We start from the raw sequence: 19,942 nt of genomic DNA on the forward strand, positions 1-19,942 counted from the left end.
CGAGGCCGTCATCGCCGAGAAGCCCGAGAAGGCCGGAGCCGCCCCCGCCATGCCCGGCGGCGGCGACATGGACTTCTAGCCTCACCGCCCGGCCTGCGCGTCGCTCACCGCCGGCCCGTACGTCGCGAACGCGGGCCGGCGGCGATCACGGCCGGGCGGCGGGCGGCCCCGGCTCCCCGACGCCGTCCAGGAGGGTCCTGGCCAGCGCGGTGGCGAACTCGCCGATCGGCCGGGCGGCCGGGCCCGACGGCGGGCGCTCCCCGCTGAAGGCCTGCAGGAAGGCACGCTGGAAACAGGCCCCGAGGAACAGGGCCGCCGCCGCCTCGGGGTCGGCGTCGGCGCGGACGCGCCCGGCGGCACGCTGCTCGCGCAGGTAGGCGGCCAGGGAGTCGAGCGGCCTGTGCGGGCCCATGTCGAGCCTGTCCATCTCCTCGCCGTGCCGTCGCAGCAGTGCCGGATCGGAGAACAGGGAGGCGGCGATCGGGAAGGTCGACGCGTAGAACGCCACGGCGTGCCGGGCGATCTCGGCCAGGGTCTCCTCGACGTCGCGCCCGTCCGCCTCCCCGCTCTCCAACTCGGCGAGGAGCGGGGCGAACCGGGGCAGCCGTTCCTTCAGGACGAACGTGAACAGCTCCTCCTTGCTGTCGAAGTGCTTGTAGAGCGCGGCCTCCGAGCATCCCGCGGCGCGGGCGATCTCCTTGGTGGTGGTGCGGGCCAGCCCGATGGTCCGCATCAGCTGGTCGGCCGCGTCCAGGATCCGGACCCGCGTCGGCTTCATGCTGGGCGCTCCCCGCGGTTGACGAATGGGTGGGTGAGCACTCACTCTAGTGGTTAGTGAGCACTTACCCACCAGGAGGGCGCCATGAAGCTGACCGTTTGCGGAGCCACGGGCGGTACGGGCCGGGAGGTCGTACGACAGGCGCTGGAGGCGGGGCACGAGGTGACGGCGGTGGTGCGCGATCCCGCGCGGTTGCCCGGCGACCTCACCGGCGTGCGGGTGGTGACGGCCGACGTGACCGACCCGCGGTCGTTGCGTCCCGCGATGGAGGGACGGGACGCCGTGATCTCGGGTCTGGGCCCGCGCAGCAGGAAGCTCGCCCGGGACGGCGTCGTCGCGCCGGCGACGCGGGGGATCCTGTCCGCCATGGAGATCTGCGGGGTGCGCCGCTTCGTCGCGGTGAGCGCGGCCCCGGTCGGCCCGTCGCCGCAGGGCGACCCCTTCCTCGACCGCAGGATCATGACCCCGCTGATCCAGAGATTCCTGCGGGACGTCTACACCGATCTGAGGGCGATGGAGGAGGCCGTCCGCGCCGGCGACACCGACTGGACGGTCATGCGGCCGCCCCGCCTGCTGGACAAGCCTCTCACCGGGACCTACCGGCTGGCCGTCGGCGGCAACGTCCCCGGCGGACGCACGATCGCCCGCTCCGACCTGGCCCACGCGATCCTCGCCCTGCTGGACGACCCGGCGACCGTGAGGCAGGTGGTCGGCATCGCGTACTGAACTCCTCGAACCTCCGACGCCCCGTTCCTGCGCGACACGGGCACGGGGAGCGCCGCCGGCCCGGACGTTCCCGGCGGTCACCCGGATCCGACAGGCCTCGGCAGGACCCGGTGGAACTCCGCGGGACCCGGCACGGGGCATCCCGGGGACACCGGGACCGGCGCCTTACCCTGGCTCGCCGGTGAACGCCCGGGCGAACGCGTCGTGGACGGGCGTTCCGGGGGCGTCGTCGAGCACGGCGAAGACCACCCGCTCGAAGCGCCCGTGGAAGGCGCCCGAGGGGCCGAGGTGCGTGGCGAAGCAGGCCGCCACGAGCGCGGGCGAGTTGCGGAACACCCCGCACCCCCACGCGCCCAGCACGAGCCGGCGCAGCCCCGAGGTGGCGAAGAGGCTCAGCGCTCTCCCCGAGCGCTCGAACAGCACCTCCGGCAGGCGGGCGCGCCGCTCGTCGTTCTCGTCCATGGCCCCGGCGTTCGGCGCGGCCACGGTGAGGAACGAGACGGGGTACGGGCGGGCGAGGAGGCCGCCCCGGTCGTCCCTGAAGACCGGGACGGCGGGCGAGAAGATCGCGCGGTCACTGTAGAGCGGGTCGCCCCGTTTCCGGTGGAGGGCATAGAAGTCCGGCGCCTCGAGCAGGCAGCGGTAGAGCCCCGACGCGTACGCCAGGCTCTCCTCCTGCGCCTGGGTCCCCCGCAGGAAACCACCCCCGGGATTCTTCGCCGAGGCGAAGTTCAGGCAGCCGACGGCACCGTCACCGTCATCGTCGGTCCCGCCGGCCTCGACCATCCGGCGGGCGGCCGACAGGGAGGTCTCGTTGACGACCTCCACCGAGGTCGCGACGGCCGGGGACATCTCCGGGGACATCACCGGGGACACGGCGAGCGGCCCGACCGGCTCGTCGGGCTCCCACAGCCGGGTGCCCGCGACGGCACCGGCGAGCTCTTTCGCGATGGACACCCGCCCCCGCGAGGGGTGGTCGTACCAGCCGCGCTCCAGGATCGCCACGGTCTCCGCGGCGAGCGCCCGTCGTGCTTGCGTCATCATTCCTCCCGCTTCCTCCCGGGCACAAGTTATCCTCATACTGAGAAATTCTCAATAGGAGAAAAACGTGGGAGAGGGGCTTCCCGGCGCGGATGGCCGGGGAGAGCCGACCAGTGCGGAGTTCCGTGGCCGCCTGATTCGTCTCCAGCGCCTCCTCATCACCTGCGAGCGCGCTCGGTCACCACCGAAAGTGAGCAGAGCCGAAAACCGTACGGTCCCGCCGTCAATGCCGGAGCCACATCACATGCCAGGAGAGGTCGTGCCGTCCGAGCCGTCTCGTGACGATGACGCGGGCAGCGCCTCCACCAGGCCGTTGTCTGACGAGTCGGCGCACGGGGCGCTGACGAATTCTCCTTGCGGGTGTGCCGGTGAGTTCCATGTCCGCCCGTGAGCGGGGGGAGGCGATCGTAGAAGTGCAAGGCTCGGTGCGTCAGACGAAGGCAGGCCGTAGCGAGCTGGGCCACTCGTTCGGCAAAGTGATCACGGTGCTGCGGAAGTACCAGTTCACCCGAGGACGAAGGGCCAATGTAGACCGCCGCGGTGCGCCGCGACAGCACGGAGACCGGATGGCTTGAAATCTTTTGCGAACGAGCCTTTCAGCCACTCCGTGAGCCATTCGGCAAGGGTCATGTTCTGTTCCAACAGTGCCTGATGATCTATGTTTTCTCTTCCTCTGAACTTATCTGTTCTGGCTGGCGGTAAGGGCTCATTGGGTCCCATATCCACATCGGCCACGAAGGGTCACGGCAATCCACTAATGACCGGATCGCATTTCCCACGAAACAGAACGATCCCACCCGGCCGGAATGATCGGGTGGGATCGCGTTTCCTTGTTCGGATCCCCGAGGGCCACGAACTCTCAGCGGCGGACCGCGGTGAACAGGGCGTAGCTGATCTGCGGGATCTCCCCGAAGCGCCGGTATATCTCCGTGCAGACGGCGAGCTGCTCGCCGATCTCGCCGCCCAGCCGGATGGCGGAGGCAGGGAGGATGTCGCCCACGAGCTGGAAGGACCGGCTGATGTTTGGCCATATGTCGTGAAATATCTCGATCTTCAGTCCGGCGCGGTCCATCGCCTCGTAGAACTCCTCGACGGTGGGCAGGAAGTGCACGTTGAAACTCCGGGAGAAGTGCTCCAGGTCCGCGGCGTCGTCGGCGGCGAGAGGACCGAGCAGGTACCACTCCCCCACCACGAACCGCCCGCCGGGACGCAGCACCCGGGCGATCTCGGCGAGGACCGCCGCCGGGTTCTCCATGTGGACGAGTGACTCGATGGCGTACGCGGCGTCGAAGGAGGCGTCGTCGAAGGGGAGCCACATCGCGTCGGCGAGCTGGAAGTCGGCGTGCCCCTGGCCCTGGCCCGCCTCGGGGCGGCCCTCGGCCAGCCGCACCTGGTACTCGCTCAGGGTGACCCCGGTGACGTGGACGTCGCGCGCGGTGGCGATGCGTACGGCGGGCCTGCCGGTGCCCGAGCCGACGTCCAGGACGCGCTCCCCGGGAACGACCTCCAGGCGCTCGGCCACCAGGTCGGTGAGATGGTCCGTCGCCTGCGCGACGGGCGCCTCGTCGTAGTCGTCCGTCCAGTAGCCGACGTGGAGGTTGCCGCCGAACGCGTCGGCGCAGGAATCGGTGAGCTGGTTGTACATCTCGCCGATCACCTCGGGCGAGAGCTTTTCCTGACGGGCCATAACCAACCTGCCTCTCAGCGGCGGTCCGCGTGAAACCCCGTGGCGGGACGGCTCCATGAAAGACGCGCCTGCCAGGGAGCGTGCGGCCGTGTGAGACCGCACGCTCACCCACCCGCGGCATCTCCTGGAAATCCCGGGACGAACGCTCGCGGTGCGGCATTCTCGGCGTTCTCGGAGTTCTCGGCGTCACCGCACTTCACTTCGTGCGGTCGCCAGATTACTCAGGCCGCCCCCCGGCAGGTGCCGGGCCTGCGCCGCCTGTTCGGTAAACCTTCGTCCTTGACATCCTCCCCCTTGCAAACGAGGGGGATTCCCACGGTCACCCGTGAGGGTTCCTGTTTCATCACCAGTTGCCCGCCCGAGAGGACTCTCGTTGAGGTCTTACCCCGGCTCCACAGGCGTTTTACCTCTCCGCCAGCCCGGCGGCGAGGATGTTCTTCGCGGCGTTGACGTCTCGGTCATGGGCGGCGCCGCAGGCACACACCCACTCTCGGACGCCCAGCGGCATAGACTGCTGGATGGTTCCGCACGCCGAGCACAGCTTGGAGGAGGGGAACCAGCGGTCCACGACCAGCAACTCCCGCCCGTACCAAGCGGCCTTGTACTCCAGCATGGACCGCATTTCCCGCCACGAGGCGTCGGAGATGGCGCGGGCCAAGCTGTGGTTCTTCACCATGTTGCGGACGGTGAGGTCTTCGATCACGACCGTTTGGTTCTCACGGACGAGACGAGTGGCGACCTTGTGCAGGTGATCACGGCGACGGTCGGTGATGCGGGCATGAACCCGCGCCACCTTGAGCTTCGCCTTGGCCCGGTTCGCCGAACCCTTCTCCTTGCGGGCGAGGGTCCGCTGAGCCTTGGCGAGCTTCTTACGGTCAGCACGCTCGTGCTTGGGGTTGGCGATTTTCTCCCCGGTGGAGAGCGTCGCCAGTGCGGTGATGCCCGCGTCCACGCCGACCACGGTGGAGGTCGGGGGCAGTGGGGGGATGCGGTCCTCACACAAGAGGGACACGAACCAGCGACCCGCCGCATCCTTCGACACGGTTACCGTGGACGGCTGCGCACCCTCAGGCAGGGGACGCGACCACACGACGTTCAAAGGCGCGTTCATCTTCGCGAGGGTGAGGCTCCCGTCCTTCCACCGGAAGGCGCTGCGGGTATATTCAGCGCTCGCCCGCGACTTCTTACGGGACTTGAACGTCGGGTATTTTGCCCGCTTGGCGAAGAAGTTCGCGAACGCCGCCTGCAAGTGGCGCAGCGCCTGCTGGAGAGGGACGGACGACACCTCGTTCAGGAACGCGAGGTCGCCGGTTTTCTTCCACTCCGTCAGCACTGCCGACGACTCCACGTAGGAGACCTTCCGGCTTTCGATGGTGTAGGCGCGGCTGCGGTGTTCGAGGGCTTTGTTGTACACGAGGCGGGTGCAGCCGAACGTGCGAGACAGCTCCGCTGCCTGCTCGTTCGTCGGGTAGAAGCGGAACTTGTAGGCTCGCTTCACGATCTGCGCCATACCTCACATAGTATCACGCGATCAGTTAAGAATCGTGCGTGTGTTCGATACGGCGGTCCGCCTGGCGGCAAATCGCCTTCCCCTTCCCTGCTCCGCAGGATTCCGATTCCTCCCCCGCCTAAAGGCGGGGGTTTCCTCGGAGGTTTCCGATGAGACACCGCCCCCGCGCGGCCACCGGGAGGGCTTCCGCGGGGTGCCTCATCCGGTTCGCGTGCCCGGCAGCAGCTCCACCCGCCGGTCCTCACGCTCGACGATCACGAACGTGCGCCCGTTCCCCTTCCTCCAGTCCGCCACCGTGATCAAAGGGATCAGGTAGTAACGATCCCCGCGCGTCATCAGCAGGCGCAGACCCTCGTAGCGGAACGGGTAGGTCTTGTCCGCCAGCGTGACGCGGATGACTCCCGGAGCGTTGAGCGCGAGTGTCTTCCCGCTGTAGATGGCGACCGAGGTGTGGTGCGGCAGGGAGGCCACGAGCTGCTCCGCCGTGGCCTCTCCCTTGCGGTACGCGTGCAGGGACGCCGCCCACAACAGGCAGAAGACCGAGGTCACCACGGCGGCGGAGAACGCCGTGCGGCCGATCGCGAGCCCGCGCGTCGGCCAGGTGAGCAGCAGCGGGCCGATGACGCTCAGGGCCAGCACGACGAAGGTGTCGACCTGCCATCCGGCCAGCGCGGCGAACGCCAGAGCGGCCCCGCAGACCGTCACGACGGCTCCGCCGAATCTCGGGTCCGCCGCGATCCGTACCTGCCTCCTCGCGGCCAGCGCCGCGCCCGCCGCGCGGACCCGTTGCGGAAGCGCGGCGGTCAGCGACGACCGGTACGCCGTACCCGCCAGGAGAACGGCCGTACCGCCGACCATGAAGGGCAGGAAGGCCGGGGAGAAGATGTTCAGGCCCCGCAGGGCGTACTCGTCCACCCCGAAGCCCATGTCCGTCGCCTTCAGCTGGAACGACCCCAGATAGCCGTCCAGGTAGGCCCATCCCATGTAGATGAGCACCGCGCCGCTTACGGTCAGCAGAAGGGTGATCAGCCCTATCACGTCGATCGGCCTGGACTGTTCGGGGTGCTCCTGGCCGGCCTGTGGCACGCTCACCCCGTCTGGAGGGGAGAGGGCGGGTCCGGGGAGGGGATCGGGTCGGGAGAGGGCGACGATGCGGGCGGTTCGTGTGTCGGTTGCCGAGCGGTGAGACTGGGCGACGGCACCCTGCCGTCGATGCTCGGACAGGGACCCTCGACGGGATCCCCGCCACCGGTCGGGCACGCCTTCCCCGGCGGAGGGATCGGAGCGGTAGCGGGCCGCTTCCGCGACGGTTCCGGCTCCGGCGTGTTCGCAGGGCTCGTCGGCGCGAGGGTCGCCTCCGTCTCCGACGGCTCCGAGGAGCCCGAAGTCACCGTCACGGTGATCACCGGAGGTTCGGCACCGCCGCCGCAACCGGCGAGCACGAGCAGGCCGACGACCGCCAGGGCCGCCCGGCACAGGAGAGCCGCCGTCCCGGTGCCGTACGGCTCGGTCATGGTCGGCAGGCTCCTGGGGACGCGAGGGACATGGTCTCCTCATGTGCATCCCCCCGCCGTGGCCCGCCGTTACCCGACCGGCGTTTAGGTGCCTGGCTTTCCCTTTCAATGGGACGTCCGGAAAACGGGACCACGTGTCCCCAGGTCAGGTGACGAGCGGCCGGAGGCGACCTTCCCGCCGATCCGGGCGGCGAAGACGTCCGCGGACGACCGGAGAGGCGAAGAAGGCCCCGCCGGGAAGGTCACGCTCCCGTCCGATCGGCCTCCCGGGCACCGGACACCCGGCACCGGGCTCAGCCGGCCTTGCCGTTCACCCCCGCCGCCTCCAGGAGCACCAGGGCCAGGCTGTCGGCGGCGTCGACGCGGCCGAGGGCGCCGGCGGCGCCGGCCATGGCGGCACGGGCGTGCGGGTCCCGCAGGAGGGCGTCGAGCTCGGCCAGGAGATGGTCGGCGGTGGGGCCGTCCTCCAGGAGCGCGCGGGCCGCGCCCGCCTCGGCGAGGTAGCGGGCGTTCTGGCGCTGCTCGTCGGCGGCGGAGGGCACCAGGGGGATGAGGACGGACGGCTTGCCCACCGCGGTCAGCTCGGCGACCGTGCCCGCCCCGCTGCGGGAGACCACGACGTCCGCGGCGGCGAACACGTCGGCCAGCTCGGCGCCGACGTACGGCACCGGACGGTAGCGGTCGCGCACCGCCACGGGGAGCCCGGCGGCGGTACGGGTGAACTGGGCGATCCAGCCGGGACCGCACTGGTGGATCACCTGGGCCCGGGAGAGCAGCGCGGGCAGGATCGCCTCGACCATGGTGTTGATCTGGCGGCTCCCCTGGGCGCCGCCGGTCACGTAGACCAGGGGCAGGTCGGACGAGAGCCCGAAGTGGCGCCGTCCCGCGTCGACGTTGCCGCGCAGCAGGTGGGGACGCACCGGGTTGCCGGTGATGACGGCCCGGTCGCGCACCCCCGCGGGCAGGTGCTCGACCGAGGAGGGATGGGTCAGCGCGATCCGCCGGGCGAAGCGCGACAGGATGCGGTTGGCCAGCCCGAGAGAGGTGATCTGCTCGTGCATCACCAGCGGCCGGCCCAGCAACCGGGAGGCGACGCCCAGCGGCACGCACACGTACCCGCCGGTCGACAGCACCACGTCGGGCCGGTAGCGGGCGGCGATGCCGAAGGCCTGGAACACGCCGACCGGGATCCGGAACAGGTCCGCGAGGTTGGTGGCCAGCTCTCGTGGGTTGGGCGAGCGCCTGAGCTTCCCCGCAGTGATGGCGCGGAACGGGATGCCGTGCTCCGCCGCGACGCGGGCCTCCAGACCGGCCGCCGTACCGACCCAGAGCACGTCCAGGTCGAGCCCCCGCGCGGCGGCGTGGTCGCGCAGGGCCGCGACGGTGGTCAGCGCGGGGTAGGTGTGACCACCGGTCCCGCCTCCGGTGACGAGCAACCGCAGGGTCCGGCGATTTCCAGCCTCCATGTGTGTCCATCCTTCCAATGTCACCGTGGCCCGCGCCCGGTCCGCGTTCGCGGGCCGCGCCGGAGTGCTCAGGGGCCTCGGGCACGGTACCCGACGTCCCGGCGAAGATCCACTTTGCCCTTCGTCGCCGCGTGGTCGCATCCGGTGGTCCTCCGACACGCCCACCATCCGGGAGCGTCCTTCGAACGGCTTTCGGATTTCGCGGCGATGAGTACGGTATGTGACATGGATCTGACCGATGAGCATTTCTCCGGGGCGTCGGAGCGTCTCGATGACGCGTTGGCGGTGCTCCGGCGGCAGGCCGGGGCCGGCGCGGCGGCGCTGGACTATTTCGGCGACATCGCGGAGGAGTTGCACCCGATCGGATCCTGGCTGCGGCGACCGGCCCAGGCCGGCGAGTGGCCGCATCACATCATGCCTCCCGTCTACGGTCTGCTGTTCGCGCAGGCGTGGTCGCTGGCGTTTCCCGGCGAGACGCCCTCGGTCTTTCCCGACGGTGCGGAGCGGACGGAGTCGGGGTGGATCGTGCACCGGGCCACGATCTGGTTCGGCGACACGTACGTTCCCGGCTGGCTCGACGTGAAGGCGCCGCTGATCGTGATCGGCGGGCTGGTGGTGGAGGGGCTCCTCGACGACGGCGACGCCTCGGAGAGCTACCTCGCGGTCACCGGTGACCTGCGGGCCCGCGCGATCCACAGCGCGGCCGACCATCTCGTGCTCGGCAGCGTCGCCGCGGGGGTGATCTTCTGTTCGGGCAACGACGGGGTCCTCGTCGCGGGCGGGGACATCGTGGCGGACCTGTTCGTGCCCGCCGAGCACGCGTACGAGCACTACGGCCGGCTGCTGGCCGGGGTCGTCGGCGCCGGTGACCGCGACGACATCGTGGCCGAGCGGGTGGCGCCGTGGCTGCCGTCGGGCTACGTCCGGCTCGGCGGGTACGGGGCGCCGGTGGACAGGTGGCGCGTCCTGCAGGAGGCCGCCGCGGGACGGTCACCGGTGCTCGCTCAGCCCCGGCCGGTGATACTCCCGCCCCCGGCGCTCCTGCTCTCGGCCCTGGCCGCGCCCTCCGGGGTGGAGGAGCTCGACCTGTCCGGCAGCCGCCTGCACCGCATCCCGGAGGACATCTCGGCCCTCACCTCGCTGACCCGGCTGGATCTGGAGCAGACGCCGCTGACCGGCCTGGACGGCATCGAGGGCCTGCGCACCCTGGAGCACCTGTCGATCAGGAACACGCCCGTGCGGTCGCTGGCCCCGCTCCAGGTCCTGAAGGACCTCCGCCACCTCGACGTCTCCTACTGCGACGACGTCCAGGACTGGGCCGTCCTCCTCGACCTGCCCGCGCTCGACACGCTCGTCGCGCACGGCTGCGCCCTTCCGGCGCACGTACGCGCGCAGCTCGTCGCCAGGTTCGGAGACCGGATCATCGGGCAGGGCGCGGGCCCGGCCGGCTGACCGGCCGGGCCCGGGCGCACGGGCCCGGACGTACAGGCCGACCTCGGCGCGCACGGCTCAGAGGCGCTGCCAGAGGGCGGGGGTGGTGGACGGCTCCCAGCCGGCCTGGGCGGTGTGCGCCTGCAGGCAGCGGTAGCTCACGCCGGAGTAGGTGACCTGGGCGCCGACGGCGTAGGCGGTGCCGGCCCTCCAGGACGTGGTGCCCGTCTGGGTGGGCGTGGGGGTCGGCGTCCGGGTGGGGGTGGGCGTCGGGGTCGGCGTGGGGGTGGGCGGGGTGGTCCCGCCCTCCAGCTGGTAGCCGCGCATGTCGCGAAGAAGCAGGTAGGTGTTCTGCAGCGAACCCGAGGTGTCGCCGAGGGAGCGGTAGATGCCCCACTTGGGACGGACGCGGTCGGCCAGGAAGGTGTCGACGCCGGTCCTCGTGGCGTCGATCACCGTGGTCCCGCCGCTGCGCAGGACCCAGCGCACCGACCCGGCGGTGCCGTTCCCGATCTTGATCTCGTACTCGACGTCGACCCACTTGTCCTGCAGCGGTTCGAGGTCGGTCCGGCCCACCAGGACGTTCTCGGCGAAGATCTTGTGCTCGATGGTCTGCTTGCCGGCGACCCTGCGCAGCGAGGTCACGGTGATGGGAGAGGTGCCGTTGCCTGGCTGCTTGGTCTGCATGATGTGGGTGAAGGTGGTGGTGGCCTTCAGCGTGCTCGGGATGTACATCGAGTAGGTGACCCGCCAGGTCTCGCCGAGCCGCCACTGCAGGTACGACCCGCCGTTGCGCATCCCGGTGACCTCGTGGCGCTGCCGGTCCGTGGCGGTGTCGCGGTCGGCCGTGTGCATGTCGAAGCGGAAGGCGCCGCCCGACACCTTGATGTGCGGGGCGGCGGACGGGTGGGAGCCGGCCCGGTCGTCCTCGATGGTCTCGAAGGCGGACAGGCCCGTCTGCGCGGCGTCCGGCGACCAGCGGAGCTGCCAGGCGGCGGCTCCGGCCGCGGAGGCGGGCAGGGCGGAGGTCGGGAGCAGCAGGGTCGCGAGGACCAGCAGAGCCGTGCGTGAACGTTTCATGGCGGCCACCTCTGAGTCGCGGCGTATCGGGGGGTGAACGCCATCCTGCCCCGGCCTAAACCGTTAGGAAAGCTTCCTAACGATTAAATTTTCTTAAGCGGGCAAGGGGATCTGGGTCTTGCATGACAGGCCCGCGCCACCTAACGTCACGTGTCACGTTAGGAAAGTTTCCTAATAAAGCGCCATGACGTGTCCACCACCCCCCACGCAAGGAGCGATGATGCGGCGCACCACCCCAGCCCTGGTGCTGACCGGGCTGCTGACGTTACTGTTCACCCTGCTCGTCCCGTCCGCCGCCCACGCGGACACCGCGACGTTCACCAAGGCGCAGGATTGGGGCAGCGGCTACAGCGGCCAGTACACGGTCAAGAACACCGGGACCGCCACGCTGAACGGCTGGACGGTCTCCTTCGACCTCCCGTCGGGCACGAGCCTCGGAACGTACTGGGACTCCCTGATGACCAGCAGCGGCAGCCGGTACACCTTCAGGAACCGGGAGTACAACGGCACCCTGGCCCCCGGGGCGAGCACCACCTTCGGCTTCACCGCCTCCGGCTCGGGCTCGCCGGTCAACTGCACGCTCAACGGCGCTCCCTGCGGCGGCGGGCAGAACCCCGGCGACACCACGCCGCCGAGCGTGCCGTCCTCCCCGCGCAGCACCGGCACGACGTCCTCCTCCATCAGCCTGGCCTGGAACGCCTCGACCGACAACAGCGGCACGGTCAAGGACTACCGGGTCTACGAGGGCTCCGCCGTGGTCGCCACCGTGACCGGCACGACCGCCACGGTCTCGGGGCTGGCCGCCTCGACGACCCACACCTACACCGTCACCGCCCGCGACGCCGCGAACAACGAGTCCGCGAGGAGCGCGTCCGTCACGGCGACGACCCAGGCGGGCAGCGGCGGCGGCACGCCGGTCGCGGCCAACGGACAGCTGCGGGTCTGCGGCACCAAGCTGTGCAACCAGAACGGCAAGCAGATCCAGCTGCGCGGCATGAGCACCCACGGCCTGCAGTGGTACCGGCAGTGCGTCACGACCGGCTCGCTGAACGCGCTGGCGACCGACTGGAAGGCCGACGTGGTGCGCCTGTCCACGTACGTCCAGGAGGGCGGCTACGAGACGAACCCGCGGGCGTTCACCGACCTCGCGCACACGCTCATCGAGCAGGTCAGCGCGCAGGGCATGTACGTCATCGTGGACTGGCACATGCTCACCCCCGGCGACCCCAACTACAACCTCACCCGGGCCAGGACCTTCTTCACCGAGATCGCCCAGCGGCACGCCGCCAGGCCGAACATCCTCTACGAGGTCGCCAACGAGCCGAACGGCGTGAGCTGGAGCACCATCAAGGGCTACGCCGAACAGATCATCCCGGTGATCCGGGCGCAGGACCCCGACGGGATCGTCCTGGTCGGCACCCGCGCCTGGTCCTCGCTCGGGGTGTCGGACGGCGCCACGGAGACCGAGGTGACGGGCAACCCGGTCAACGCCTCGAACATCATGTACACCTTCCACTTCTACGCGGCCTCGCACGGCACCGAGTACCTCAACGCGCTGTCCCGCGCGGCCGACCGCATCCCGATGTTCGTCACCGAGTTCGGCACGCAGAACTACGCCGGGGAGGACGCCAACGACTTCGCCATGTCCCAGCGCTACCTCGACCTGATGGCGAGCAAGAAGATCAGCTGGGTGAACTGGAACTTCTCCGACGACCACCGCTCCGGCGCGGTCTTCAAGACCGGCACCTGCGACGCCGGCGGCCCCTGGACCGGCACCTCGTCGCTGAAGGAGGCCGGCGTCTGGATCCGTGACCGGATCCGCACCGCCGACGACTTCTGACCGGTTCCCACCGGCGAGCCGGAAAGAACCGTGACGACCAGGAGGGAGACCGGCGCGAAAGCCGGTCTCCCTCCTCCCGCGCGGAGCGGCCGGCTCCTCCCCCGGCGGAGCGGCCGAGGCGGGCGTCGGCACCGAGAGCCCGGAGCGGCGGGCCGGCCGGTCGCCTGGTCACCGTTCGAGTGGCTTCGTCGAGCCCGGCCCAGAAGATATCGGCCGGATCCTCGGCGGGCCATTACATGGAGAGTTAACCTCACCATTGGTAACGGAACGCGCCGAACAGGTGCACAAGCGGTGGTTGGATGAGCCGATGAGCGAACCGGACCAGGGGCCGACGGACGATGACGCCATGGTGACGCTGGCGCCCTTCCTCGCTCGAGCGCTCGACGAACTCGACCCAGATGCCCTGCACGCAGTACTGCTACTGGGCTGGCTGCACTGGAGCCGCTACCAGGGGCTGCCGGAAGAACAGTCCGAGCAGGAGTTGAACGCCGCGATCAGCATGCTCACCCCTTGCTTCGTCCTGGGCGTCGGCGAGCTGCCGGAACCGCTGCTTCCACTCCTGGCCGACGAGGCGGGCGCCACCGCCGTGGCATTGCTCAACGAGAGCATCAGCTCCTCCGACCAGAGGCTGCTGTCGGCGACGACACAGCTCTGTCACCGCATCCTTGCCGCCACACCAGCCGATCACCCCAACCGCTTCGGGCGCTTGTCGAACCTGGGGACCGCACTGCAGACCCGGTATTTACGCGGTGGGGTGCCGGATGACCTGGACAACGCCATCGACGCCCTCCGCGAGGCGGTAGACGCCGCCCCCGCCGACAACCACCACGCCCGCCCTGGCGTCCTGTCGAACCTGGGGGGCGCGCTGCAGACCCGGTTCCTGCGCAGCGGTGTGCTGGACGATCTGGATAGCGCCATCGAAGCCGGCCGCCAGGCGATCGCCGCCACCCCTGCCGACGATCCCGTTCGCGCGGGTTTCCTGTCGAACCTGGGGAGGGCACTGCGCTTCCGGTTCGAGCACAGGGGAGCACTGGCCGACCTGGATGCCGCCGTCAAGATCAGCCTGCAGGCGGTGGACGCCGCCCCCGCCGACCACCCCGAGCGCACCCTGTATCTGTCGAACCTGGGGAACGCGCTGGTGTCCCGATACCAGCGCAACGGGAACGTGGCCGATCTGGAGACCGCCGTCAACACTCTCCGTGAGGCGGCGGCCGCCACCCCCGCCGACCATCCAGATCACGCCAGTCGCCTGTCGGACCTGGCGATCGCGCTGCATGCCCGGTTTCGAGACAGCGGGGTGACGGCGGACCTGGACAGTGCCCTCGACGTCGGACGGGAGGCTTTGGACGCCACCCCCGCCGACCACCCCAACCGCCCCGCGATGCTGTCGAACCTGGGGAACGCGCTGATGTCCCGATACGAGCGCGACAGGAACATGGCCGATCTGGAGACCGCCGTCAACAGCTTTCGCGAGGCGGCCAACGCCGCACCCGCCGACGACCCCAACCTCATCAAGCACCTGTTCAATCTGGGGTCCGCGCTGATGGGCCGGTTCGAGCGCAGCACGGCGCAGGCGGACTGGGATGCCGCGTTGCAGGCGCACGCACAAGCTGCCTCCGTTACGACAGCGGCGCCGTCGGCCCGTATCTGGGCCGGCCGGGCGGCCGCTCCGCTCGCCGCGGGGGCGCAGCAGCTTGGCCTGGCGGCCGACCTGGCCGAGGAGGCGGTGAGGCTGCTTCCCGAAGTCGCTCCACGGCATCTGGAGCCAGGTGACCAGCGGTACGCGATCGGCACGTTCGCCGGATTGGCCAGTGAAGCCGCCTCGATAATCCTGGAGGACCAGGCCGCGTCTGCCGGGGAGCGAGCGGTCCGCGCATTGCGGCTGCTGGAGATCGGCAGGGGAGTGCTGCTGAGCCAGGCCCTGCACACTCGCAACGACCTCACAGATCTCCGCGAACGGCATCCGCACTTGGCCACTCGATTCGTGGACCTGCGTGACCTGCTGGACCAGCCACCGGAAGCCTTCACACCGGATCCGGCGAGCACACCGCTCGACGATCCCGCCGATGCGCTCCGCCGGACGATCCAGGACCGACGCCACCTGGCCGGAGCGTTCACCGACCTGCTGGCCGAGATCCGCGGCCTGGAAGGCTTCGGCTCCTTCGCTCTGCCACCCGCGACCGAGCAACTGCTCGCCCAGGCCGTCGACGGGCCGGTGGTGGTGTTCAACATCAGTGTCATCCGCAGCGATGCTCTGCTGCTGACCGTCGGCGGAGTCACCTCCCTGAGGCTGCCCGGCCTGGACGAGGACACCGTGATCGACATGATCGACGCCTTCCGGCAAGCCCTGCGCGCCACCGGCGCCCCCGGTCCGCGAGCGGCCCGGATCCTTGCCCAGACGACGATCCGGCAGATCCTTGAATGGCTCTGGGAAAATGCCACCGGACCAGTTCTGGACGCGCTCGGCTATCACCGGCCGCCTCCGCCGGGACGGCCGTGGCCGCGCGTGTGGTGGGTGCCCGGCGGGCTCCTGGGACAGCTCCCGATCCACGCCGCCGGCCACCACACCCGGCCGGCCGACCCACGGCACCGGACCGTAATGGACCGGGTCGTGTCCTCCTACACTCCCACCATCGGGGCCCTGGCACACGCCCGCGCCCAAGCCACCACTCCGCTCACCGCCGCCGCCCGGTCGTTGATCGTCGCGATGCCCACCACTCCCGGCCTGCCCGGTGACGGCCTGCTGCCCCAGGTGCCCGCCGAAGCCGCCATGCTGCGCACCCGGCTGCCCAACCCCATGCTGCTCACCGAACCAGCCACCCCCGGAGACGCGCCCGCCGACCTGCCGACAAAGAACAACGTCCTCGCCCACCTGCTCGACTGCGCCATCGTCCACTTCGCCTGCCACGGTTACACCGATCCCTCCGACCCCTCCGCCAGCCGCCTGCTGCTCCATGACCACCACAACGATCCTCTTACCGTCGCCGGACTCGCCCCCGTCGCGCTCGACCACGCGCACCTCGCCTACCTGTCGGCCTGTAGTACTGCCGTCACCGCCGCCGCCGATCTGCTGGATGAGGCCATCCATCTGTCCTCAGCCTTCCAGCTCGCCGGGTTCCCCCACGTCATCGGCACCCTCTGGCAGATTGACGACGAAGTCGCCGTCACCGTCGCCGACGCCTTCTACGCCACCCTCGCCACCGCACCCGGCGTCCTCGAGACCCGTCAGGCCGCCCACGCCCTGCACCACGCCATCCGGACCATCCGCGACCGCTACCCCATCACCCCCTCCCTGTGGGCCTCTCACATCCACGCCGGCGCCTGAGACATGAGCATCATGCGGCCCGCCTCTGGGATTTCCCTGTCCTGAAAGCCGAGGCGTACCACGAGGTGGGGTCATCGGCCTGCGAGAGCGCCTCACCGTACTGATCGGCCTTGAACCGAAGACGGTCCGCACTCCTTCGGCGCGCGCCCTGGCGAGGATTCGCCCCGGTGCGATCCCGGCCTCTTCGATGTCCGCGGCCGCCTTCGGGCTCTCCCGCTGGATGTCTCCTGCGGTGTAGGGTCGCGACCGTAGGGAGGTCACCGATGCCAGCCTTGGCCGGTCCGGGTGACGAAGCCGACCTGTGGCCGCGCATCGCGGCAGGGCTCGCCTACGTCTGCCACGAACTCGCCCTGTTACGTGCCGAACTCGGCGATAACCCGGCACTCCGGGCACTGCCGGCCGCGGCCCGCTCCGCCGAGACCACGCCGAAGGAACTCGTGCAGCTGCTGGACGTCGTGCACGAGGCCGTGATCCGAGCCACCGGCGACAGCTGGGGCATCTACGGCAACCTGAATCGTCACCCCGGCGAGCTGCCGGGCGTGGAGAGCCTGGAGATCGTCTACCGCTGCCCGCTGGGCCGCTGCGCCGGCCGGCTGCGCGAAGAGGTCCGGACCTTCCCGCCCACCTGCGACCTCGCCGACGGGCGACGGCTCGACCGGGAACGTCTGGCCTGATGAGTGACATGGTCACCGAGCTGACCAAGAAACTCGCAGAACGCTGGCTGTCTCTGTTGGTCCTGCCCGGCGCGCTCTATCTCGCCGTCGTGGCCGTCGCGGTCACACTGGGACACGGACACGGCCTCGACGTCGCCGAACTCACCCGCCACATCACCGAGGTCGCCAAGGACCTGACCGGCCTCGGCAGCCAGATCGTCCTCCTGGCCGCCATCCTCGGCGCCGCCGCGACCGCGGGCCTGCTCGCCCAGGGTCTCGGCTCCGTGATCGAGACCATGGTGCTGGCGGGCGACTGGCGAAGCTGGCCGCCTCTCGCCTGGCGTGCCGCCGCATGGTGGGTCGGGCGCCGCCAGACCCGTTGGGACACGGCGGATCGCGACCACCGGGCAGAACTCCGCAAGGCTCTGCATCCCGACCCCGCCCGGCGCCCGAACCCCGCCGCCCGTCACCGGGCCGCCCGGATCCGCGGCCGGATCAGCCTGCTTCGGCCGGAACGCCCCACGTGGAGTGGTGATCGCATCCACGCCATCGCCCTGCGGCTGGACGCCTTCCATCTCGACCTGGCACCCCTGTGGCCGCATCTGTGGACCGTGCTGCCCGAACCCGTCCGCGCCGACGTCACCACCGCCCGCGCCAACCTGTCGCGTGCCTTCGTTCTCGGGGCGTGGGCGGTGCTGTACGCGCCGCTGGCGTGGTGGTGGTGGCCGGCGGCGCCCATCGCCTTGGTGCTCGGCCTCACCGCGTGGCGCCGGGTGCGTGCGTCCGCCGATTCCTACGCGGGGCTGGTCGAGGCTGCGGCCCGCGTACACGCGGTGGCTCTGGCGGTCGCTTTGGGAATGGCGGAGCGGGGACCACTCGATCCCGAGCTCGGAGAGGCACTCACGCGTCATCTCGGATGAGAGCCGGGCCGTCGCCCACGGCTCGGTGGCGAACATTCGGAGCCGGCCTTCTTCCGAGCCGATGGGTTCGAAACCGACGGCTCACGCGGGGGCGCCGAACCAGGTGGACAGCGCCTCGCGGAGACCGTGGTCCGCCGGGACGCCCGTCCCCTCGTCCGGGGCCGTCCAGGCGACGTAGCCGTCAGGGCGGACCAGGAGCCCGGCGGGGACCCGCCGGTCGGGAACGGCGGTGACGGCGGTGACGAGGTCCACCCGGTCCTTCCAGCCCGCCGCCGTCTCGGCCAGCGCGTTCCCGCCACCGAGGTCGAGCAGGAGCGGGCGGGCGCCGTGGGTCAGGTCGGCGAGCCGCGTGGTGCCCGCGTCCGTGGCGAGGGACAGCTCCGGTGCCAGGCCTCCGAGAAGGGCGTGCGGCGCCGGACCGGTACCGGCCGCGCCAGGGCGAACGCCGCTGCCGGCCGTGCCGAGGCCGCCCGTGCCGAGGCCGCCCGTGCCGAGGCCGCCCGTGCCGGGGTGGCCCGTGTCAGGGCGGACGTCCCCGCCGGCCGTGCCGGAGGGCGTCCCGACGCCGGCCATGTCGTAGCGGATGTCGTAGCGGATGTCGGAGCCGGCGATGAGCTCGGCGACGCGCCGCCGGTTCTCGTCGTGGTCGAGCAGCTCGGCGAAGAGCGTGCGCAGCGCGGTGACCTCTCCCCCGGGCGCGAGCAGGGCGGACTGCGCCTGGGTGTGCATGACGACCCGCTCGCCGACGGGGTGCCGCTCGTCGTGGTAGGTGTCGAGCAGTCCCGGCGGCGCCCAGCCGTGAACCTCGGCGGCGAGTTTCCAGCCGAGGTTCACGACATCCTGCAGGCCGAGGTTGAGCCCGGGACCACCGGCCGCCGAGTGGACGTGCGCGGCGTCCCCGGCCACCAGCACGCGTCCGGCGCGGTAGCGGTCGGCCAGGCGGGTGTTGCCGCCGGTGAGACGGCGGAGCACGTGGGGGCCGCGCCCGCCGGGCGGGCTCATCGGCAGGTCGGCCCCGAGCACCCTGCGCACGCTGTCGCGCAGCTCTTCCAGGGTCATCGGCACCCGCTCGTCGACCTGCTCCCGCCCCCACTCCATGGTGGTGATGAGATGGACGCCGGGCTCGAACGACGCGAGGGCGAACACGCCGTGCGCGGTGCGATGGATCATGAACGGCCTCCAGCGTTCCCCGGCCAGCAGCAGCTCGCCGGTCGCGGGGTCGAGCAGGGAGGCGGGCAGGGCGGCGTGGGCGCTGCGGGACACGACGTCCTCGGTGGTGACCCCGGGGAAGCCGATGCCCGCCTTCTTGCGTACGAGGCTGTGGGCGCCGTCGCAGCCGACCAGGTAGCGGGCGCGCAGCTCGTAGTCGCCGTCGGGGGCGTGGACGTCGACGGTGACGCCGTCCTCGTCCTGCGACATGTCGACCAGCTCGTGACCGCGCCGGATCTCCACCCCGAGCTCGAGCGCCCGCTCCTGCAGCAGCTGCTCCAGGCGGCGCTGCGGGATCGGAAGGGTGTGCAACGGGCCGGGATCCAGCGCGCTCAGATCCAGGAGCATGCCGCCGAACATGAAGAACGGCACCGGCGCCGGGGGTTCCGAGGCGCCGGTGAAGCGCCGGTACAGGCCCCGGCCGTCGAGAACCCTGACCACCTCCCCGACCAGGCCGTTGGCCCTGGGCTCGTCACCCGGTTCCGGCAGCCGCTCCAGCAGCACCGGGCGGACACCGGCCAGGCTCAGCTCGCAGGCCAGCATCAGCCCGTTCGGGCCGCCACCGGCGATCACGACGTCAACGGACATCGGGCACCTCCTTGGTCGCACTTGGTCGCACTTGGTCGAATGAGGGAAACGGGCGCGGTGACACGTCGCCCGCCGGGAGCCGGGGCGGCCGGAAGCGGGTGCGAAGCCCGTATCCGACCAGCCGGCGGGGCCCGCTCCGGGCCCGCGCACCTCCCGCTGCTGTCAATATAAGTT

The 19,942-nt window shown here is 70.7% G+C and carries 15 protein-coding genes and 1 pseudogene; 8 read left to right on the top strand and 8 right to left on the bottom strand.

All coding sequences use genetic code 11. The features are described 5' to 3' along the window. Window positions 1-145 precede the first annotated feature (145 nt). On the bottom strand, window positions 146-778 hold the full coding sequence (locus tag ACTOQ3_RS32600; protein WP_440087287.1) for a TetR/AcrR family transcriptional regulator: 633 nt from the start codon (window positions 776-778) through the stop codon (window positions 146-148). 84 nt (window positions 779-862) lie between these two features. On the opposite strand from ACTOQ3_RS32600, the gene ACTOQ3_RS32605 reads away from it, so the two are divergent. Then, the gene (locus ACTOQ3_RS32605) at window positions 863-1,504 is read left to right on the top strand and encodes an NAD(P)-dependent oxidoreductase (RefSeq protein ID WP_440087288.1); all 642 of its coding nucleotides are present in this window, start codon (window positions 863-865) and stop codon (window positions 1,502-1,504) included. 165 nt (window positions 1,505-1,669) lie between these two features. On the opposite strand, the gene ACTOQ3_RS32610 is transcribed toward ACTOQ3_RS32605, so the two are convergent. The 4 genes from ACTOQ3_RS32610 to ACTOQ3_RS32625 form a co-directional block, all read right to left on the bottom strand. Continuing rightward, window positions 1,670-2,545: a TIGR02452 family protein gene (locus ACTOQ3_RS32610; protein WP_440087289.1), complete on the bottom strand. Its 876-nt coding sequence runs from the start codon at window positions 2,543-2,545 to the stop codon at window positions 1,670-1,672. An 859-nt stretch (window positions 2,546-3,404) separates the two neighbouring features. Then, entirely contained in the window at window positions 3,405-4,232 is an 828-nt protein-coding gene (locus ACTOQ3_RS32615; protein WP_440087290.1) for a class I SAM-dependent methyltransferase, read from the bottom strand. A 403-nt stretch (window positions 4,233-4,635) separates the two neighbouring features. Further along, window positions 4,636-5,742 (bottom strand): RNA-guided endonuclease InsQ/TnpB family protein, encoded by a 1,107-nt coding sequence (locus ACTOQ3_RS32620; RefSeq protein ID WP_440087291.1) that lies wholly within the window; start codon window positions 5,740-5,742, stop codon window positions 4,636-4,638. 198 nt (window positions 5,743-5,940) lie between these two features. After that, window positions 5,941-6,834, bottom strand: coding sequence for a hypothetical protein (locus ACTOQ3_RS32625; RefSeq protein WP_440087292.1), 894 nt, complete (start codon window positions 6,832-6,834; stop codon window positions 5,941-5,943). 90 nt (window positions 6,835-6,924) lie between these two features. On the opposite strand from ACTOQ3_RS32625, the gene ACTOQ3_RS32630 reads away from it, so the two are divergent. Then, complete coding sequence (locus ACTOQ3_RS32630) at window positions 6,925-7,344, top strand: hypothetical protein (RefSeq protein ID WP_440087293.1); 420 nt, start codon at window positions 6,925-6,927, stop codon at window positions 7,342-7,344. A 205-nt stretch (window positions 7,345-7,549) separates the two neighbouring features. Here ACTOQ3_RS32630 and ACTOQ3_RS32635 read toward each other — a convergent pair whose 3' ends face one another. Beyond that, window positions 7,550-8,722: a UDP-N-acetylglucosamine--N-acetylmuramyl-(pentapeptide) pyrophosphoryl-undecaprenol N-acetylglucosamine transferase gene (locus ACTOQ3_RS32635; protein ID WP_440087294.1), complete on the bottom strand. Its 1,173-nt coding sequence runs from the start codon at window positions 8,720-8,722 to the stop codon at window positions 7,550-7,552. Window positions 8,723-8,947: 225 nt separating this feature from the next. On the opposite strand from ACTOQ3_RS32635, the gene ACTOQ3_RS32640 reads away from it, so the two are divergent. Then, window positions 8,948-10,174 carry a leucine-rich repeat domain-containing protein gene (locus ACTOQ3_RS32640; protein ID WP_440087296.1) on the top strand — a complete coding sequence of 409 codons (1,227 nt, stop codon included), beginning with the start codon at window positions 8,948-8,950 and terminating at the stop codon, window positions 10,172-10,174. A gap of 57 nt (window positions 10,175-10,231) precedes the next feature. Here ACTOQ3_RS32640 and ACTOQ3_RS32645 read toward each other — a convergent pair whose 3' ends face one another. Continuing rightward, complete coding sequence (locus ACTOQ3_RS32645; RefSeq protein WP_440087297.1) at window positions 10,232-11,233, bottom strand: carbohydrate-binding protein; 1,002 nt, start codon at window positions 11,231-11,233, stop codon at window positions 10,232-10,234. Between the two features lie 220 nt (window positions 11,234-11,453). Here ACTOQ3_RS32645 and ACTOQ3_RS32650 point away from each other — a divergent pair. The 5 genes and pseudogenes from ACTOQ3_RS32650 to ACTOQ3_RS32670 all read left to right on the top strand — a co-directional run. Then, a pseudogene (locus tag ACTOQ3_RS32650) lies at window positions 11,454-11,819 on the top strand (cellulose binding domain-containing protein); the annotation flags it as partial. Window positions 11,820-11,870: 51 nt separating this feature from the next. Next, the gene (locus tag ACTOQ3_RS32655) at window positions 11,871-13,073 is read left to right on the top strand and encodes a cellulase family glycosylhydrolase (RefSeq protein WP_440087424.1); all 1,203 of its coding nucleotides are present in this window, start codon (window positions 11,871-11,873) and stop codon (window positions 13,071-13,073) included. 307 nt (window positions 13,074-13,380) lie between these two features. Continuing rightward, complete coding sequence (locus ACTOQ3_RS32660; protein WP_440087298.1) at window positions 13,381-16,398, top strand: CHAT domain-containing protein; 3,018 nt, start codon at window positions 13,381-13,383, stop codon at window positions 16,396-16,398. Window positions 16,399-16,661: 263 nt separating this feature from the next. Continuing rightward, window positions 16,662-17,072 (top strand): hypothetical protein, encoded by a 411-nt coding sequence (locus ACTOQ3_RS32665; RefSeq protein WP_440087299.1) that lies wholly within the window; start codon window positions 16,662-16,664, stop codon window positions 17,070-17,072. Then, complete coding sequence (locus ACTOQ3_RS32670) at window positions 17,072-17,971, top strand: hypothetical protein (protein WP_440087300.1); 900 nt, start codon at window positions 17,072-17,074, stop codon at window positions 17,969-17,971. Before ACTOQ3_RS32665 ends, ACTOQ3_RS32670 begins: the two co-directional genes overlap by 1 nt. Before the next feature lie 81 nt (window positions 17,972-18,052). Here the strand turns inward: ACTOQ3_RS32670 and ACTOQ3_RS32675 are convergent, their stop codons facing one another. Then, complete coding sequence (locus ACTOQ3_RS32675) at window positions 18,053-19,768, bottom strand: FAD-dependent monooxygenase (protein ID WP_440087301.1); 1,716 nt, start codon at window positions 19,766-19,768, stop codon at window positions 18,053-18,055. Window positions 19,769-19,942 lie beyond the last annotated feature (174 nt).

The organism is Streptosporangium sp. LJ11, from assembly GCF_051918945.1.
GTDB lineage: Bacteria > Actinomycetota > Actinomycetes > Streptosporangiales > Streptosporangiaceae > Streptosporangium.